The following is a 15,553-nucleotide window of genomic DNA, read 5'->3' as shown; positions in this document are numbered from 1 at the left end:
CCAAATTTCCCGGTGAAACGGGCGATTCGGGGAAGAAAAAGGGGCAATGAGAGCAGTATTGCACGCTCTTTTGTATTGCAATTTGTGAAATTTGTGTCTGCGGATCAGCTGGCTGTGATTATCCACTATTTATCAGTGATTCCTTAGAGATCCGCTGAGAGCGAAAGGAGGAACGTACGCGGATTGCCGACGGTCACGCCGTAAGCGCGCGCCTGCCAGTATTTGCGGTCAAAGAGATTATTGACGCTGAGCCGCAGCGTCATCGGCGTCTTCCCGGATTGGAACTTGTAACGGAGCCCAAGGTCAAACGTCATATAAGACGGTATGCGGACGGTATTTTCCGGATTGATATACGCCGCGCCGGTGTGCGTGATCCGCCCCGTCACCGTCAGCCCCGGAGCCGAGGGGATGTCGTACTCCGCGTTGAGTACGGCGGTCAGCCGCGGTGCGGCCATCGCAGATTTCCCGTCGAGCAGCCCCCTATTGGTACTAATCTTTTTCGCATCAAGGTACATGAGCCCCCCGAGCAGGCGGAATCCTTTCTTCGGCTCGCCGAAGACGTTCACCTCGATGCCGCGGTGCCGCTCTTCGCCGTCCAATGCAACAATATATCGGCCGGGCGTCATCGTCCTCTTGATCGTCGAGGGCAGCTTCGTGCTGAACGCACTAATGGTTGCCGCAATCTTGCCCATGTAAAGCAAAAAGTAATAACAGCCATATTATAAACGATACAGATTCTCATTACAAGGGATGTTCTATAGAAAAACCGCCGCACACATCATTTTATATGTGCACGGCGGCCTCTTATATTTTGAATCATAACCGCAGGATTTCTCACGACAGCGACACCGGTCGCTAAAATCCCGCGTCACACCGAAACGTAAGTGACGCGGAAGTTTCGATGCATAGCAAGGAATGAGGAGAAGGCGAGGGAAGGCGTAGTTTTAGACCTACGTCGACCGAAGTATTCGACGAAATGACACAGCTAGGCGCGAAAATCCCGTGTCACGCCTTATTCCTATCGAAAGGCACTTGACCTAATTCCAACTCCGGATTATTTTCGCGAATCCACCCGAGCGCCCACTCGTTATTCACGAGGAGGACGGGGTTGCTGTGCCTATCCCGGACGAACATGCCGCGGTCGGCGCCGCGCAGGTCGGAAGGCTTGATCGGGCGTCCGTCGGGGAACGCGAGCCAGCGTGCGGTCTCAAAGGGCTGCATCTGCATGGTGATGTCGACGTTGTATTCGTTCTTGAGACGATACTCAAGCACTTCGAACTGGAGCGTGCCGACGGTGCCGACGATGTAGCTGTCAAGCCCTGCGCCGACCTGCTCGAAGAGCTGTATCGCACCTTCCTGCGTGAGCTGCTCGATGCCCTTGACGAACTGCTTGCGCTTCATGGTGTCCTTTGCGGCGACGCGCGCGAAGCGTTCGGGCGGGAACACGGGGAAGTCCTCGAATTTGAATTTGTGCGCGGGGTCGCACAGGGTGTCGCCGATGCCGAACACGCCGGGGTCAAAGAGCCCTACGATGTCGCCGGGATAGGCGGTGTCGATGATCTGCCTGTCCTGCGCGAGGAACTGCTGCGGCTGCGCGAGCTTGATGAGTTTGCCGCTCGGCGCGTGCCAGACGCTCATGTTCCGGTCAAATTTCCCGGAGGAGATGCGGATGAACGCGAGGCGGTCGCGGTGCGCGGGGTTCATGTTCGCCTGTATCTTAAAGACGAATCCGGAGAACTGTTCGTCGTCGGGTTCGATCACGCCGTCTGAGGACATGCGCGGCGCGGGCGGCGGCGCGAGACGGATGTACTCTTCGAGAAAGTTCTGCACGCCGAAGTTCGTCATGGCGGAGCCGAAGAACATGGGCGTGAGTCGTCCTGCGGCAACCGCTTCCTCGTCGAACTCCTCCCCCGCTTCGCGCAGGAGTTCGAGATCGTCCGCGAGCGCGGCGCAGGTCTCGGCGCCGACGCGATCCTTCCACGCGGGATCGTCCGGGGCAAAGATCTCGGAGGCGCGCGTCTCCTGTCCGTGGGTGCTGTCCTCGGCGAAGAGTTCGATGCGGTCTTTCTCGCGGTCGTAGACGCCGCGGTAGGTGCCGTCGGTGCCGATGGGCCAGTTCATGGGATAGGAGCGGATGCCGAGGACGTTTTCGAGTTCGTCCATGAGGTCAAGCGGAGCTTTGCCGAAGCGGTCGAGTTTATTGACAAATGTGAAAATGGGAATGCCGCGCTGTCGACAGACGCGGAACAGCTTCCGTGTCTGCGCCTCGACGCCCTTTGCCGCGTCAAGAATCATGACGGCGCTGTCGACCGCCATGAGTGTGCGGTAGGTGTCCTCGCTGAAGTCCTGATGCCCGGGGGTGTCGAGGATATTGATGCGATACCCGTCGTAATCGAACTGGAGGACGGAGGATGTGACGGAGATGCCGCGCTGTTTTTCGATCTCCATCCAGTCGGAGACGGCGTGCCGCTGCGTCTTGCGCGACTTGATGGAGCCCGCGAGATGGATCGCGCCTCCGTAGAGGAGGAGCTTTTCGGTGAGGGTCGTCTTGCCCGCGTCCGGATGCGAGATGATCGCGAACGTGCGCCGTTTGGCAATCTCTGCCGCGAGCTCTTCTTTTAACGTAGCCATGAATCTTCCTTCGGATTTAGGATAATGTCAGCGAGACGGGGCAGTGGTCGCTCCCAAATATGTCCGCATGGATCTCGGCGGCGGCGATGCGCCCGCGCAGCTCCTCGGAGACGAGGAAGTAGTCGATGCGCCATCCGGCGTTGGTCTCGCGCGCGTGGCGCAGGTACGACCACCATGTATACGCGCCGACTTTGTCGGGGTAAAGTGCGCGGAAGGTGTCGACGAAGCCCGCCGCGAGGAGCTCGCCGAATTTGCCGCGCTCTTCGTCGGTAAAACCCGCGTTTCGGCGGTTGCTCTTGGGGTTCTTGAGGTCGATTTCCGTGTGTGCGACGTTGAGATCGCCGCAGACGACGACGGGCTTTTTCGACCGCAGTTCGAGCAGGAACGCTCGGAACGCGTCCTCCCATGCCATGCGGTAATCGAGACGTGCGAGCGCATTTTGGGAGTTTGGTGTGTAGACGGTGACGAGATAGAGATCGTCAAACTCCATCGTGATGACGCGTCCCTCGTTGTCGTGCTGCGGGATGCCGATGCCGCGGGCAACGGACAGTGGCTTTACGCGCGTAAAGATCGCGGTGCCGGAATATCCCTTTTTCTCGGCGCTGTAAAAATACTGCTCATAGCCGGGCAGATCGAGGATCGCCTGCCCCTCCTGCATCTTCGTTTCCTGCAGACAGAAGGCGTCCGCATCGAGTTCTTTGAACGACTCCATGAAGCCCTTTTTGAGTGCGGCGCGCAGTCCGTTGACGTTCCATGATACAAAGCGCATGAAAGTCCCCCTTTTTAGAGTGTTTTATAGGCGGACAGCGGCCAGAACACCATGACCGCCTTGCCCTTGATAAGGTCGTACGGCACGAATCCGACGTCGGCAAAGCGGCTGTCCTCGGAATTGTTGCGGTTGTCGCCCATGACGAAGATATGCCCCTCCGGGACGGTCATTTTGGGGTATTCGCTCCGCGTCTTTTCGAGGATGTAATCCTCGACGAGGATTTGGTCGTTGACGAGAACGCGCCCCTCGCGGATCTCGATGGTATCACCCGGCGTCGCGATGACGCGCTTGATGAAATCACGGCTCGGATCGCGCGGGTACTGAAATACAAGTATCTCCCCTTTTTCGGGCGCGCGGAAGCGATAGATGAATTTATTGACGACAAGCCGCTCCGACGACTCGAGCGTTGGTCGCATCGAGGGGCCGTCCACGACATAGAGTTCGACGATGAACGTGCGGATGAACATCGCGAGCGCCACGGCGACGACGATAGAGATGACCCAGTCCTTGATTTCTGAAGCGGTCGAATTTTCCTTTTCCATAAAATCCTCCTCTCATAACAGCAAAAATAGGGACTGCCGAAGCAGTCCCCATCGCTCTTACGATTAGCGCTTTTCCCGAATGCGGGCAGCTTTGCCCGTGAGACCGCGCAGGTAGTAGAGTTTCGCCCGGCGAACGATGCCGCGGCGCGTCACCTCGATCTTTGCGATACGCGGGGAATGCACGGGGAAGAGACGCTCGACGCCGACGCCCGATGCGATGCGGCGCACGGTGAAAGTCTCGCGGACGCCCGTGCCCTGACGTCCGATGACGACGCCCTCGAACACCTGAATGCGCTCGCGCGTGCCCTCGACAATGCGGGCATGGACGCGGACGGTGTCGCCCGGTGCAAACTGCGGAATGTCGGAGCGGAGCTGCTCCTTTTCCAGGACCTCGATGATATTCATTGTTTTCCTCCTTCGATCAGATGTTCACAGACGCCCTCTGCGCCCGGCGGACCATCTATACACATACTTGATGACTATAACATAAGATGCGCGCGGGTGCAAGGAAAAATTTTTCTAGTCCCTATTTTCGCCGTTCCGGTCGGAATCACGTCCGGTGCAGTTTGGCGGCGGCATGGCTTGACTTCGCTTTACGCCGCGTTTTGGCATATAGAGCGCCCAGTCCGGTTCACAGGTGACGCGGTTGCGTCCGTTTTGTTTCGACTCGTAGAGGGCGGTGTCCGCACGCTTTACGATGCAGTCTGCGGTATCCTCGTCGCTGCCGTACCAAACACCGACACCGGCGCTGCACGTAACCTGATCCGAGGGGTGAATGCGTTCCTCGGAGACCGCCTCGCGGATCACGTTGGCGAATGCCTGCGCCTGCGCACCGTCGTAGTGCAGGCAGAGGAGGATGAACTCCTCGCCGCCCCAGCGGATGAGTACATGGCGCCGATCGAGAAAGGCTTTGATCGTGCGGGCAAAATTCACAAGCACGACGTCGCCGACATCGTGACCGTAAGTGTCGTTGATGCGTTTGAAGTGGTCGATGTCAAACATGATCAGTGAGAATGGCTCGCCTGTGTCGCGGGCAATCCGCATGAAGTCGTGCACTGCCGACGGAAATTTGTTGCGGTTGTAGCAGCTCGTGAGAGGATCAACCTCCATACGCTTTGTGACCGCATCCACCTGACTTTCGAGCGATGCGGACAGATCGGAGAGATAGCGTTCGTTCGCCGCTCGGTCAAGGATCAGCCGGACAATAAAGAATGCCACTGTATAGATGCCGAACGGCAGGAGGTAAGTGTTCCACGCAAAGACACGGAACTGGAACGACAGCCCATCAAGAACCGCAAGTATCGACAGTGCGGCAAACGCAATGAGGATCGGACGGCAGTACATATTCCCCTTTTTGTGACAGCTCCAAAGCCAATAGGCTGTTGGAATGCCGCAGATAACGAGCGTGGGATAGAAGAAGAACCGCATAAGATACATGCCGTATAAGCCGCAGAGCTCAAGCACAACCGCGGCGAGAATAATGGCGATGTAGGCGTAGGAAACGCGCAGGACGCGCTTTTTATAATCCTCATCGATCACATGGTAGATGAGCCAATATCCCGCGAGAATGATGAGATATGCCGCCGTCATCTCGACATACCACCAGAACACAGGATAATCGAGCCAGAGCAGCATGAGACTCGATGAGCCAAGCATCCACACAAAGAATATGAAGAGGAAGGTAATCAGACGCACATAGGTGGCGCGCAGTTTCTTCTCGGTGAAAAAGTAGACGCCGAGCAGAATGATGAAGATGACGAGCGCCGTCACACCGCTGACATAGGGGAAATCATGGAGAAATACGTGTTCGATCAAATGGGAGGATTTATCCAGCCGTACACGGTCAAACTGTCCAAGAACCCACCGGTTGTCGGCATACACCTGCATGACAAGATGCCGCCCCGACGCCCAGGCAGGCAGGTTGACGAGGTGCCACTTGCGCCCGTATGTATAGTCGCGGTGCTTGAGTGCACCATAGCGATAGATGGGAAGGCCGTCGAGAAACACCTGCACGGACTGATCGTTCGTCGAGAAAAAAAGACTGTCATCCGCCGCCGTATTCAGAGGAATAAACACGCGTACCCAAACGTAATGTTCATCGTTCGGGACGGCAACGCCGTACTGTGGATTGAATTTCCGCCACTGCCCCTCTTCCGGCGAAAAATTCGGCGGCCGCTTCGCGGGGGTCTGCGGCATTGGTGTGCTTTCTGCCCAGTATTCCCATTCCAAATCGGTCGCCGCCGCAGATACCGAATGCCCGAAGCATAGTATAACTGCAGCAATCAGCGTCCCGATCAGCGAATACAGATGCGATCGCACACACTCACCTCCCCACATTGTTCATTCGTTGAAAATAAGTTTTTCTTAAGTGCACTTCAGGGACCTTTGACTATTTTTGCCAACGCACGCCGCACCGTCTCCTCCGGCACATCGGCGCGTACCTCCGTGCTCCCGATGCCCTTCGCAAGCACCCAGTGAAGACGCCCGCCGACGGTCTTTTTATCGTGAAAGAGATCGGCGTACATCGCATCAGGCGCGACGCCCTCCGCGCACAGCGGCAGTCCGACACCGCAAATCAAGGCTTCGATGCGTGCGCGCTCCTCCGGCGAGAGCAGCCCCATCTCCTCACTGATATACGCCGCACCGACCATTCCGACGGCGACGGCTTCGCCGTGGCGATAGCGTGTGTAGCCCGTCTCCTTCTCGATCGCGTGGGCAATCGTGTGTCCGAAATTGAGGATGCGCCGAAGCCCTCCCTCGTACTCGTCGCGTGCGACAACGTCCGCCTTGATCTCGCAGGATCGTGCAATCATATGGACAGCGCTGTCCCGTTGGAGAGTGCGCACATCGCCGGTGTGTTCCGCAAGCCATGTGAAGAAATCCGCGTCGGAAATGATGCCGTATTTGATGATCTCCCCGAGTCCCGAAGCGATCTCACGCGGCGGGAGCGCGTGCAGGAAATCGAGGTCGATAAAGACCGCCGCAGGCTGATAGAACGCGCCGATGAGATTCTTTCCAAGCGGATGATTGACGGCGACCTTGCCGCCGACACTCGAATCCACCTGTGCGAGAAGGCTGGTCGGAATCTGGACAAAGGGCACTCCGCGCATATACGTTGCCGCGACAAATCCCGCGAGGTCGCCGACAACGCCGCCGCCGAGCGCAAAGATCGGCGATTTCCGATCAAGCCCCAGCTCGATGGCACGCGTGTAAATGCGATTCGCAGTCTCGAGCGATTTCGACGGCTCCCCCGCAGGGATCGTGACGATCTCCGCCGCAATCCCCGCGCGTGTGAGTGTCTCGGCGACCTGTGCGCCATAGAGCGCGCCAACCTGCGCGTCGGTCACGAGCAGTCCGCGCGAAGAGAAGTCCGCCGCGCGCACGAATGCCGCGAGCTCGTCCATGAGTCCGCCGCCGATATAGATATGATAGCTGCGCTCTCCGAGCGCGACTTCTACCGTCCGCATTGTTATTTTCTCCATATCCGTATGGTCTGCATAATATGCTCTGCGATTTCGAGCGGCGCGCGTCCCGTCGTGTCAACGGTAACGTCCGCGCCTGCGTAGAGGAGCCGCCGCTCCTCCATAAGCGCGGCGACGGCAGCGCGGCGATCCCCCACATCCGCACGGTCGAGCACAGGGCGCTCGCCCCGCGCCGCAGTACGCGCAAGGATGGTATCAACGTCTGCGGTCAGTGCGACGATGATGCCGTTTTTACGCAGGGCTCGCATGTTTTCCGTGTCCTTGACCACGCCGCCGCCCGTCGCAACGACGAGATTCCCGCGCGCCGCCGCTGCGGCGACCGCTTCCTTTTCGCGAGCGCGGAAGTATGGCTCGCCGTGGCGGACAAACATCTCGGGGATGGTCATGCCGTGCGCTTCCTCGATCTTTTTATCGAGATCGTGAAAAGCGCAGCCGAGCCGCGCTGCTAAAAGGCGCCCGACACTCGTCTTGCCCGTCCCCATAAAACCGATCAAAACGATGTTTTTCATACGTCCTGCCATCTGCTGTCAATACGCGCGCGATATGCCGCAAGGGACGCCATGAGATCCGTCATCGTATCCGCGTGGAACATGGTGCAGACCGCGTCCGCGAGTACGAATGAGAGCATCGCCTCGCCGACGGCGGATGCGGCGGGCACGGCACAGCAGTCGCTGCGTTCCTTTGCGGCAGACACTTCTTTCTTCGATGCGATATCGATCGTATGAAGCGGTGCCATGAGCGTCGGGATGGGCTTCATCACGGCGCGCACGACGAGCGGTTCTCCGTTTGTCATGCCGCCCTCGAGTCCGCCTGCGCGGTTCGTGCGGCGATATGGACGCCCGTCCGCGTCCATATAGATTTCGTCATGAATCTCGCTGCCCGGCACATGCGCGCAGGCAAATCCCGCGCCGATCTCGACGCCCTTGATCGCCTGAATGGACATGAGCGCCCCTGCGAGCCGCCCATCGAGCCGCCGATCCCACTGCACATGTGAACCGAGCCCTGCGGGAAGCCCGCGCACAACGATCTCAAAGATGCCGCCGAGGGTATCGCCCGCCGCCTTTGCCGCGTCGATGCGCGCCTTCATGCGTACCGCGGCGTCCGGATCGCAGCAGCTCAGGTCGGCGCTGTTCGTGACGCCGATGTCCTCGTCGCGGATCGCCGCGCGGTTCACCGCTTCGCCGCCGATCTCCGTTACATGCGACGCAACGGTGATCCCGAGTTCCCGCAGCAGCGCGCTGCAGACTGCACCGACGGCAACGCGCATGGTTGTCTCCCGCGCGCTCGACCGCTCGAGGATGTCGCGTGCGTCCGTGCGTTCATATTTCAACACGCCCGTCAGATCGGCATGTCCCGGGCGCACCGCCGTGACCTTTGCACCTGCGGGTGCACCAAAGGGATCCATGCGATCCGTCCAGTTTTCAAAATCGCGATTGACCACCTGCAAGGTGAGCGGCGAACCAAGGGTCTCGCCGAACCGCATTCCTGAAAGCACCGTGACGCGATCCGTCTCGATCTTCATGCGGTTGCCGCGTCCGTATCCGCGCTGTCTACGTGCGAGTGCATCGTCGATCGCCGCACGCGGGATCCTGAGCCCGGCAGGCACCCCCTCGAGTATCGCCGTGAGCGCCGCACCGTGCGACTCACCCGCCGTCATAAAACGCAGTCCGCCCATTGATATCCCTTCCCATGCCTATAATCCATAATCATTATCTATAATATTCTATTTGCGATACAAAAACAAGAGTGTAACCATAACATCACGGCAGATTTTTATCTCGTGCCTGTACCGTAGATGCGATTTCGACGATGAGCACACAGTGCAGGATTCCTTCGTCCGCCTTGATCTCCATATCGCCCAAGCGAACGGCACGCGCCCCCTCCGTGAGCGCATGCAGGAAATCGAGGACGGCGTAATAATTCCCGTGAAAGGACAGCTCGATTGGCAGGACGGTCAGCGCATCCGCACTCAGGGGCGGCTGCGGCGCGACAGCATCGATCGTCACGCCCGCCGCATGTGCCGTGTGCTCCACATCGGTGAGGAACGCGCCTTGACCGAGTATACCCGGAAGCGCGTCACTGTATGTACTGCGGCGCAGGTCAAGCCGGGCGGTCTCCGTCTCGTCCGCGCGGCGATATGATGCGAGCCGTGCGAGCTGCGTATGAGCCGCCGCACATTCCTTCTGTGCACTCAGACGCGCCGATGCGATATACGGTGCAAGGAAAAATACATAGAGCCCCCCGAGGATCAGCAGCCCGCCCGCGGCAATCCGCAATCGTCCGCACATCGAAAAACGCCCCATCCTCACACCTCGCTCCGCCATGCCGCGCGCAGGACAAAATGCACATGCGCAGGCTCTCCCGCCGCACCACGTTCATGCTCCGCGCGCTCGAGCGTAATACCGTCGGGGAATCCGGCATCTTCCTGCAAGCGTGTCATCATCGCAGTCAGCGCCGCATAGTGCACTGCCTCTCCTTCAATGCGCAGCATTTGCCCCTCCGCGTTGAGCGCTGTAAGACGTACGCCGTCCCCCGCCGCCGTGCCAAGCCGAATGAGCAGCGCCCTCAGCGGACGACTCTCCGACAGAAACGCACCAAGCAGCTGCGCCCGTTCTTCCATATCGGCACGCAGCTCAGTCTCTTCTTCCAACCGGTTCTGATCGGCGCTGTGCAGAAGAAGTTCCGCGCGCATCTCATCCCGTGCCTGCACGGCCGTCATATAGGAACCGATGTCAGACGCGATTCCCCAAAAGAGCACTGCGGCAAGTACGGCAACTGCCGCTGCAGCACAGCGGCAGAGGCTTATTGCCTTCTGCGTGCTGCCCCAATAGCACTGTGCGGGCGTCTCCGGATGAAAGAGCAGTCCCGCGTAAATCGCGGGCAGCACTTCCTCGTCCACGGATGTCTCCGATTCGGAATTCGTTTGTGCCCACGGCAGCGGGGCGGCACGTGCCGCTTCAATCTGTGGGGCAAGCATACCGCCGCCCGGCGGACAAACGGTCAGGCGCTGCAGAGAAAGCCCCGCTTCGGCAAAAGCCGCATATACCGCCCGCACCTGTACTGCGGGCATCACCGCCGTCCAATAGCGATACGGCGGCACATCGGTCAGCGGTGTGCAGCAAAGCATTTTCTCTTCGATATGGGCATCCCCCTCTGTCTCTACGCGAATCGACCAGAGGAGCGCGCGCCGCAGCTCCTCGCCGGTGAGAGCTGCAGGCAGTTCCCGCTGCACAATATCCGCGGCCGCTTCAGGCAGGGCAAGTGCAAGCGGCAGATGGGTCTCCTCCCTGCGCGCGAGTTCTTCCCGAACGAGCGCCGCGAGCCGCCCGGGATCGTCCTCCGCCCGCCACACATCCGTTGTCCTGCGCAGCATAGATACCGACCATACACCGGCAGTATCGTCCGGCGCGCAAAGATGCGCATAGACGAGACCGTGTGCGCTTGGATAGATGCCGACTGTTTCGCGCACAGGATGCAGATATTTAGAAAAAACGCTGCCAAACATAACGCTGCTCCCTCTCATGCTTTTTCATGGCCGCACGCACGAGCTTGCCGCGCAGCCAGTCCGCACCGTCGTCGATATGCGGCTTCTCATGATCCACGGCAGCGGCGATCAGATAGATCTGCCCACCCGCACGCATCTCGGCAAAGACGCGCACCTCAATATCGCCCGTCACGGGAACCGAGCCGACGGAAAGTTCCTTTCGCCGCCCTCGTTTCGGCATTTCCCCATACGCCTCAGAGGACTGTTCCAAGGCCGCAGCAGCCGTCTCGATCCCGCTCTCCGCCGCAAGCCGCAGTTGTGTCTCGCGCTCATACTCTGCGGCAATGATCGTACTTGTGCGCATAAAATGCACCGCACCGAGCACAAGCAAGAGGACGGCCGTGAGCATCCCGAGGCCAAGCACCGAAACCGCACCGCGCTCATCACGGCGCAGGACATCAGCGCACATCTCCCTGCCTCCTCAGATATACCCGCGTCTCGAGCGTATACGTATGCCCTGTGACGACACTTTCTCCGGTCATGCGTATATGATAAAGCGGCACCGCCCCCTCCTGTTCAACAGCAAGTTCTGAAATATGCACGCCCGCGCCTGCAAACGCCCCCGTCATGGGAAACGACGCATAGTTGACGACCAGACGCCCCGCATCCACCCAATACCGCGTCTGCATCCGCCCCGTCTCAATATTCCTCTGCATTTCGTATCCGCCCTGAAAATGCGGTTCAATGCGGTCAGAGAGGAGCGCTGACTCAACGACACGGGCAAAGGCGCTCTGCATCTCCTGCCGCAGCTCCGCATCCGCAATCTGCCGTTCATAGTTTTGCCGGCTCCATAGAACGGCAACCATGAGAAAAGTCAGGAGAAGCACAATGATCGGGAGCCCTGCCGCAAGCTCTGCGAGAATCATGCCCGTCTCTTCCGCGCGCTCTTTATGTCCCGCTCTACGTCCCATGTGCCCGCAGCCTCCGTACAAACTCCGCAGTTCGCTCCCGCCCCCATACCGTCCATGAGATGCGCAGCGTCACGTCATAAAATATACCATCGGCCTCAATTTGTATTGTCATCGTATAGTCAACGTCATTTCTTAATACGGTTATTGTACCGTTTTCTATATTTTCTCCTGCATCGAGCCGCACTGCCAGCAGAGAAAATTCTTCCCGTGCGATGAGCGCTGCATCCATGCGCGTACGCCCCTCCGCTTCGAGCAGTGCCGTCCGCGCAAAGATACCAAGCACCGCTGCCATAGCGAGAACAATCAACCCAAGCGCAGCGGTCTCGAAGAGAAGGTAGCCCGCAGCATCATTCTTCGCCGCCCGCCGTCTCACGGTGTCCCCCGCGCAAGACGAATCCGCGCCGCACGATCGATAACGACGTCCACAAAATCCTCCTTATGCCCAAGAGCATAGACGCGAATCGTCATATTCCCGCCCTCCCGCGAGATGCCGCCGTTCCCGTCAAATACAGCAGGACGGTCGCTGCGGCTGTCACGTTCCAGGCGTACGAGCGGCAGTGTGCTGTGCGATTGGACACGCCCTTCGAGGTGATGGCGAATATCATAACCGTCTGAACGGATGAAGAGGGTCGGCTCGCGAAAGCCCGCCCGATCCCGATCGAGCACGTAGAGTACAGTCGCGGTCGTACGGCTGATCGCCTGTATCCGGCGCAGCTCTGCAGCCAGCCGCATCGCTTCGTACGTCACTGCCGCCCGCGCATAGACGCGGTGTCCCAGCGGCAGCGCCGCACTGAGCAGCACTGTCAGTATGGACAGCCCTATGAGCATCTCGACAAGCGCCATGCCGCGCATCTGCGCACGCATCAGGCAAGCCCCCAATAGAGCCGCCAAATCACATCGCCGCAAAGAAATGCGAGATACCCGCCTGCCGCGAGGCAGGGGCCAAAGGGGAGCGCATCGCGCCGCCCTTTGCGCCTCGTCAAAAGCAGGAATGCCGCCATCATGCCGCCGATGAGAAACGCCGTCCACACGGCGATAATTGCCGATTCCCAACCGAGCCAAAGACCTATGCCGAGGGCGAATTTGACATCGCCGCCGCCCATACCGCCCCGCGCGGCAATATATAGGCAATAAAATAAGACGCCGCAAAGCGTCCCGCCAAGAATCGCATCAATGAGAGGCATCGTCAACCCACCCGCCGAAAAAACCACGCCCGCAAAGGCAAACGGCAGCGTAATGCAGTCATACAAGAAGCCGTCACGCACATCCAAAAACGCAAGCCAAAGGAGCACCGCCGAAAACAGAGTGCCCACGAAGAGCCGCACACCCATGCCGTTCACCACATAGACCCCGGCAGAGGCAAGTCCCCACAAAGCGGCGAGCAGGATTGCGGGTCGGCGCGACGGAGCCAGCCGACGTGCCATTTCCCGCATCACAGCGACCTCCGTTCTCATTCCTTCCGCGCATACTGCTCTGCCGTCTTGCCGTCGCATACGGCACGGCACACGCTGTCCACCGTTGCAAGCGCATAGGACTTTCCTGTCAGATCGACCTCTTTGCCCTCCGCCTGCGCTTTACCCGAGGGCGGCTTTAGATGTGCAAGATCCGTCATATAATCGGACAGTTTATCGATGCTCTCGGGGTTCTTTCCGTGCGTCGTTCGGTAGAGTGTGATCGCCGTATCAAGTGCGGTCAGATCTGCCTGCACCTTCACCGTATTCGCCGCGGCGATTGCCGCGGAAAAGCGCGGCACCGCGATCGCAAGCACGATACCGAGGATCATCACGGCAAGCATCGTCGAGAGCAGAGAGAACCCCGCTTCGCCCCGACGCCGCAATGAACCTGCATCCTTATTTGAAATCGACGAATTCATCAATGCGCGCACCGCCCTTCGCCATCGGCTCCACAAAGCTGCGCTCCGTCTCCATCACGATCACACGCGGATGCGCCGCATCTGCCAATGCTTCATGAAGCTCCGCAGCAAACTCCTCCTGCGTCCTGACCGACACCGCCTTGATGCCAAAGCTCTCCGCATATTTCACGTAGTCCATCTCATGATCGAGCGCACACGCAATGTAGCGCTCATCATAGAGCACCTTTTGCAGTTGACGGATCATACCGAGGCTGCGGTTGTTGACAATGATGGAAAGAATGGGGAGATTCAGCCGGGCAATCGTATAGTATTCGCTGCCTGTCATTTTAATGCCGCCGTCACCCGCAATATGGATGACACGACGGCTGCTGCCCCATGCCGCCTGCGCCCCCATTGCTGCCGGGAGTCCATACCCCATCGTCCCAAGCCCGCCCGAAGTGAGCCACGTGCGCGGCTCCTCCACGCGCAGATGCAGTGCCGCCCACATCTGATGCTGCCCCACGTCCGTCGCATAGGCATAGGGTTTGCCCATTGTGCTCTCTGCAATCCGATGCAGCGCCCACGGCACAGTCAGACGCCCGACATGGTAGTCATAGTCATACGTATCCTGCCACGCGCGAATCTGCTCCCACCATGCGGAAAGTCGCCCTTTTGTCGGCTGCCGCATAAGGAGCTCCAGAATGGTTCGCATATCGCCTGCAAGCCCCAGACTGCCCGCAATGTTCTTGTCAATTTCGGCAGGATCGATATCGATGTGGATAAACTTGCGGTTCGCCGTATACTTGCTGAGATTTCCCGTCTGCCGATCGGCAAAGCGGCTGCCGATCGCAATGACGAGATCCGCCGCACCGATGGCATAGTTCGCAGCCTTCTCCCCGTGCATCCCGGCAAAACCGAGCATCTGCGGGTGCGAACTCCTGACCGCGCCCATGCCCATAAGGGTATGTACGACAGGTAAATTATATTTCTCAATGAACGCCGTAACCTCGGCGGACGTCCCGGCAGAGATCACGCCGCCGCCCACGATGACGAGCGGATGCTCTGCGCGTACGATCTCCTCCGCCGCCTCCGCCGCACAGATCATAAAGTCCGCATCGGGCGTGCCGGGCGTGCGGCAGTGTACTTCCTCGGGCGCATAGACAATCTCTTCGAAAAAGAGATTGCGCGGCACATCGAGAAGCACCGGTCCCGGTCGCCCGCTCCGTGCGAGTTCAAAAGCCTTGCGCATCGCGGGGACGAGATCGTCCGCGCGCTTAATTTTATAGTTGTGCTTCGTGATGGGCATCGTCACGTCGAGGATATCCGTCTCTTGGAACGCATCACGACCGAGCATCGCCATATCCACCTGTCCCGTGATGGCGACCACAGGAATCGAGTCCATATATGCCGTTGCAAGCCCCGTCACGAGATTCGTTGCGCCCGGTCCCGAGGTGGCGATGCAGACGCCGACACGCCCTGTTGCACGTGCATAGCCGTCCGCCGCGTGCGCCGCGTTCTGCTCATGCGTCACGAGCACCTGACGCACGCTGTCCTGTCCATAGAGCGCATCGTAGAGCGGCAGAATCATACCGCCCGGATAGCCGAACACCGTATCCACGCCCTGCTCGCGCAGACATGCCAAAACTGCTTCCGCACCTCTCACGCGCACACACTCCTCAAAATTGATTGTATATTTGAAAAATATTATAACATACTCGTCTGCAGCAGACAAGAGGAAATATAAAAATACACCGCGTCCGCACCTATGAGAAAACCGCCGCCCCATACAATTAAGATCTTTTCATTACAGTACCCTGATACC

At 59.0% G+C, this 15,553-nt stretch carries 18 protein-coding genes; all 18 read right to left on the bottom strand.

What is annotated here, in order from left to right:
- Positions 1-143 precede the first annotated feature (143 nt).
- Entirely contained in the window at positions 144-692 is a 549-nt protein-coding gene (locus HMPREF1147_RS08420; RefSeq protein ID WP_009658480.1) for a TonB-dependent receptor domain-containing protein, read from the bottom strand.
- A gap of 313 nt (positions 693-1,005) precedes the next feature.
- Positions 1,006-2,631 carry a peptide chain release factor 3 gene (locus tag HMPREF1147_RS08415; protein ID WP_009658486.1) on the bottom strand — a complete coding sequence of 542 codons (1,626 nt, stop codon included), beginning with the start codon at positions 2,629-2,631 and terminating at the stop codon, positions 1,006-1,008.
- 16 nt (positions 2,632-2,647) lie between these two features.
- Positions 2,648-3,400: an exodeoxyribonuclease III gene (locus HMPREF1147_RS08410; protein WP_009658468.1), complete on the bottom strand. Its 753-nt coding sequence runs from the start codon at positions 3,398-3,400 to the stop codon at positions 2,648-2,650.
- Positions 3,401-3,414: 14 nt separating this feature from the next.
- Positions 3,415-3,942: a signal peptidase I gene (gene lepB / locus HMPREF1147_RS08405; protein ID WP_009658497.1), complete on the bottom strand. Its 528-nt coding sequence runs from the start codon at positions 3,940-3,942 to the stop codon at positions 3,415-3,417.
- A gap of 63 nt (positions 3,943-4,005) precedes the next feature.
- On the bottom strand, positions 4,006-4,347 hold the full coding sequence (gene rplS / locus HMPREF1147_RS08400; RefSeq protein ID WP_009438265.1) for a 50S ribosomal protein L19: 342 nt from the start codon (positions 4,345-4,347) through the stop codon (positions 4,006-4,008).
- 114 nt (positions 4,348-4,461) lie between these two features.
- On the bottom strand, positions 4,462-6,261 hold the full coding sequence (locus HMPREF1147_RS08395) for a diguanylate cyclase (RefSeq protein ID WP_009658472.1): 1,800 nt from the start codon (positions 6,259-6,261) through the stop codon (positions 4,462-4,464).
- A gap of 56 nt (positions 6,262-6,317) precedes the next feature.
- Complete coding sequence (gene aroB / locus HMPREF1147_RS08390) at positions 6,318-7,409, bottom strand: 3-dehydroquinate synthase (RefSeq protein WP_009438288.1); 1,092 nt, start codon at positions 7,407-7,409, stop codon at positions 6,318-6,320.
- Between the two features lie 2 nt (positions 7,410-7,411).
- Entirely contained in the window at positions 7,412-7,933 is a 522-nt protein-coding gene (locus tag HMPREF1147_RS08385; RefSeq protein ID WP_009658484.1) for a shikimate kinase, read from the bottom strand.
- Entirely contained in the window at positions 7,930-9,099 is a 1,170-nt protein-coding gene (aroC, locus tag HMPREF1147_RS08380; RefSeq protein ID WP_009658479.1) for a chorismate synthase, read from the bottom strand. The genes HMPREF1147_RS08385 and aroC overlap by 4 nt, the downstream gene beginning before the upstream one ends.
- A gap of 85 nt (positions 9,100-9,184) precedes the next feature.
- Positions 9,185-9,727: a type 4a pilus biogenesis protein PilO gene (pilO, locus tag HMPREF1147_RS08375; protein WP_232208069.1), complete on the bottom strand. Its 543-nt coding sequence runs from the start codon at positions 9,725-9,727 to the stop codon at positions 9,185-9,187.
- 2 nt (positions 9,728-9,729) lie between these two features.
- A complete protein-coding gene (locus HMPREF1147_RS08370; RefSeq protein WP_009658488.1) occupies positions 9,730-10,929 on the bottom strand; it encodes a PilN domain-containing protein in 1,200 nt (399 codons plus the stop codon).
- Positions 10,907-11,377, bottom strand: a complete 471-nt coding sequence (locus tag HMPREF1147_RS08365) for a hypothetical protein (protein ID WP_009658491.1) — start codon at positions 11,375-11,377, stop codon at positions 10,907-10,909. The genes HMPREF1147_RS08370 and HMPREF1147_RS08365 overlap by 23 nt, the downstream gene beginning before the upstream one ends.
- Entirely contained in the window at positions 11,367-11,879 is a 513-nt protein-coding gene (locus tag HMPREF1147_RS08360) for a hypothetical protein (protein WP_009658471.1), read from the bottom strand. Before HMPREF1147_RS08360 ends, HMPREF1147_RS08365 begins: the two co-directional genes overlap by 11 nt.
- Positions 11,869-12,252, bottom strand: coding sequence for a hypothetical protein (locus tag HMPREF1147_RS08355; RefSeq protein WP_009658481.1), 384 nt, complete (start codon positions 12,250-12,252; stop codon positions 11,869-11,871). The genes HMPREF1147_RS08360 and HMPREF1147_RS08355 overlap by 11 nt, the downstream gene beginning before the upstream one ends.
- Positions 12,249-12,743, bottom strand: a complete 495-nt coding sequence (locus tag HMPREF1147_RS08350) for a Tfp pilus assembly protein FimT/FimU (RefSeq protein WP_009658476.1) — start codon at positions 12,741-12,743, stop codon at positions 12,249-12,251. Before HMPREF1147_RS08350 ends, HMPREF1147_RS08355 begins: the two co-directional genes overlap by 4 nt.
- The gene (locus HMPREF1147_RS08345) at positions 12,743-13,312 is read right to left on the bottom strand and encodes an A24 family peptidase (protein WP_009658473.1); all 570 of its coding nucleotides are present in this window, start codon (positions 13,310-13,312) and stop codon (positions 12,743-12,745) included. Before HMPREF1147_RS08345 ends, HMPREF1147_RS08350 begins: the two co-directional genes overlap by 1 nt.
- 17 nt (positions 13,313-13,329) lie before the next feature.
- Positions 13,330-13,716 (bottom strand): type II secretion system protein, encoded by a 387-nt coding sequence (locus tag HMPREF1147_RS08340; RefSeq protein WP_009438304.1) that lies wholly within the window; start codon positions 13,714-13,716, stop codon positions 13,330-13,332.
- Positions 13,717-13,729: 13 nt separating this feature from the next.
- Complete coding sequence (ilvB, locus tag HMPREF1147_RS08335) at positions 13,730-15,394, bottom strand: biosynthetic-type acetolactate synthase large subunit (protein WP_037351336.1); 1,665 nt, start codon at positions 15,392-15,394, stop codon at positions 13,730-13,732.
- Positions 15,395-15,553: the final 159 nt, after the last annotated feature.

The organism is Selenomonas sp. FOBRC9 (assembly GCF_000287655.1).
GTDB lineage: Bacteria > Bacillota > Negativicutes > Selenomonadales > Selenomonadaceae > Centipeda > Centipeda artemidis.
This window is presented reverse-complemented; position numbering and strand designations above follow the sequence as displayed.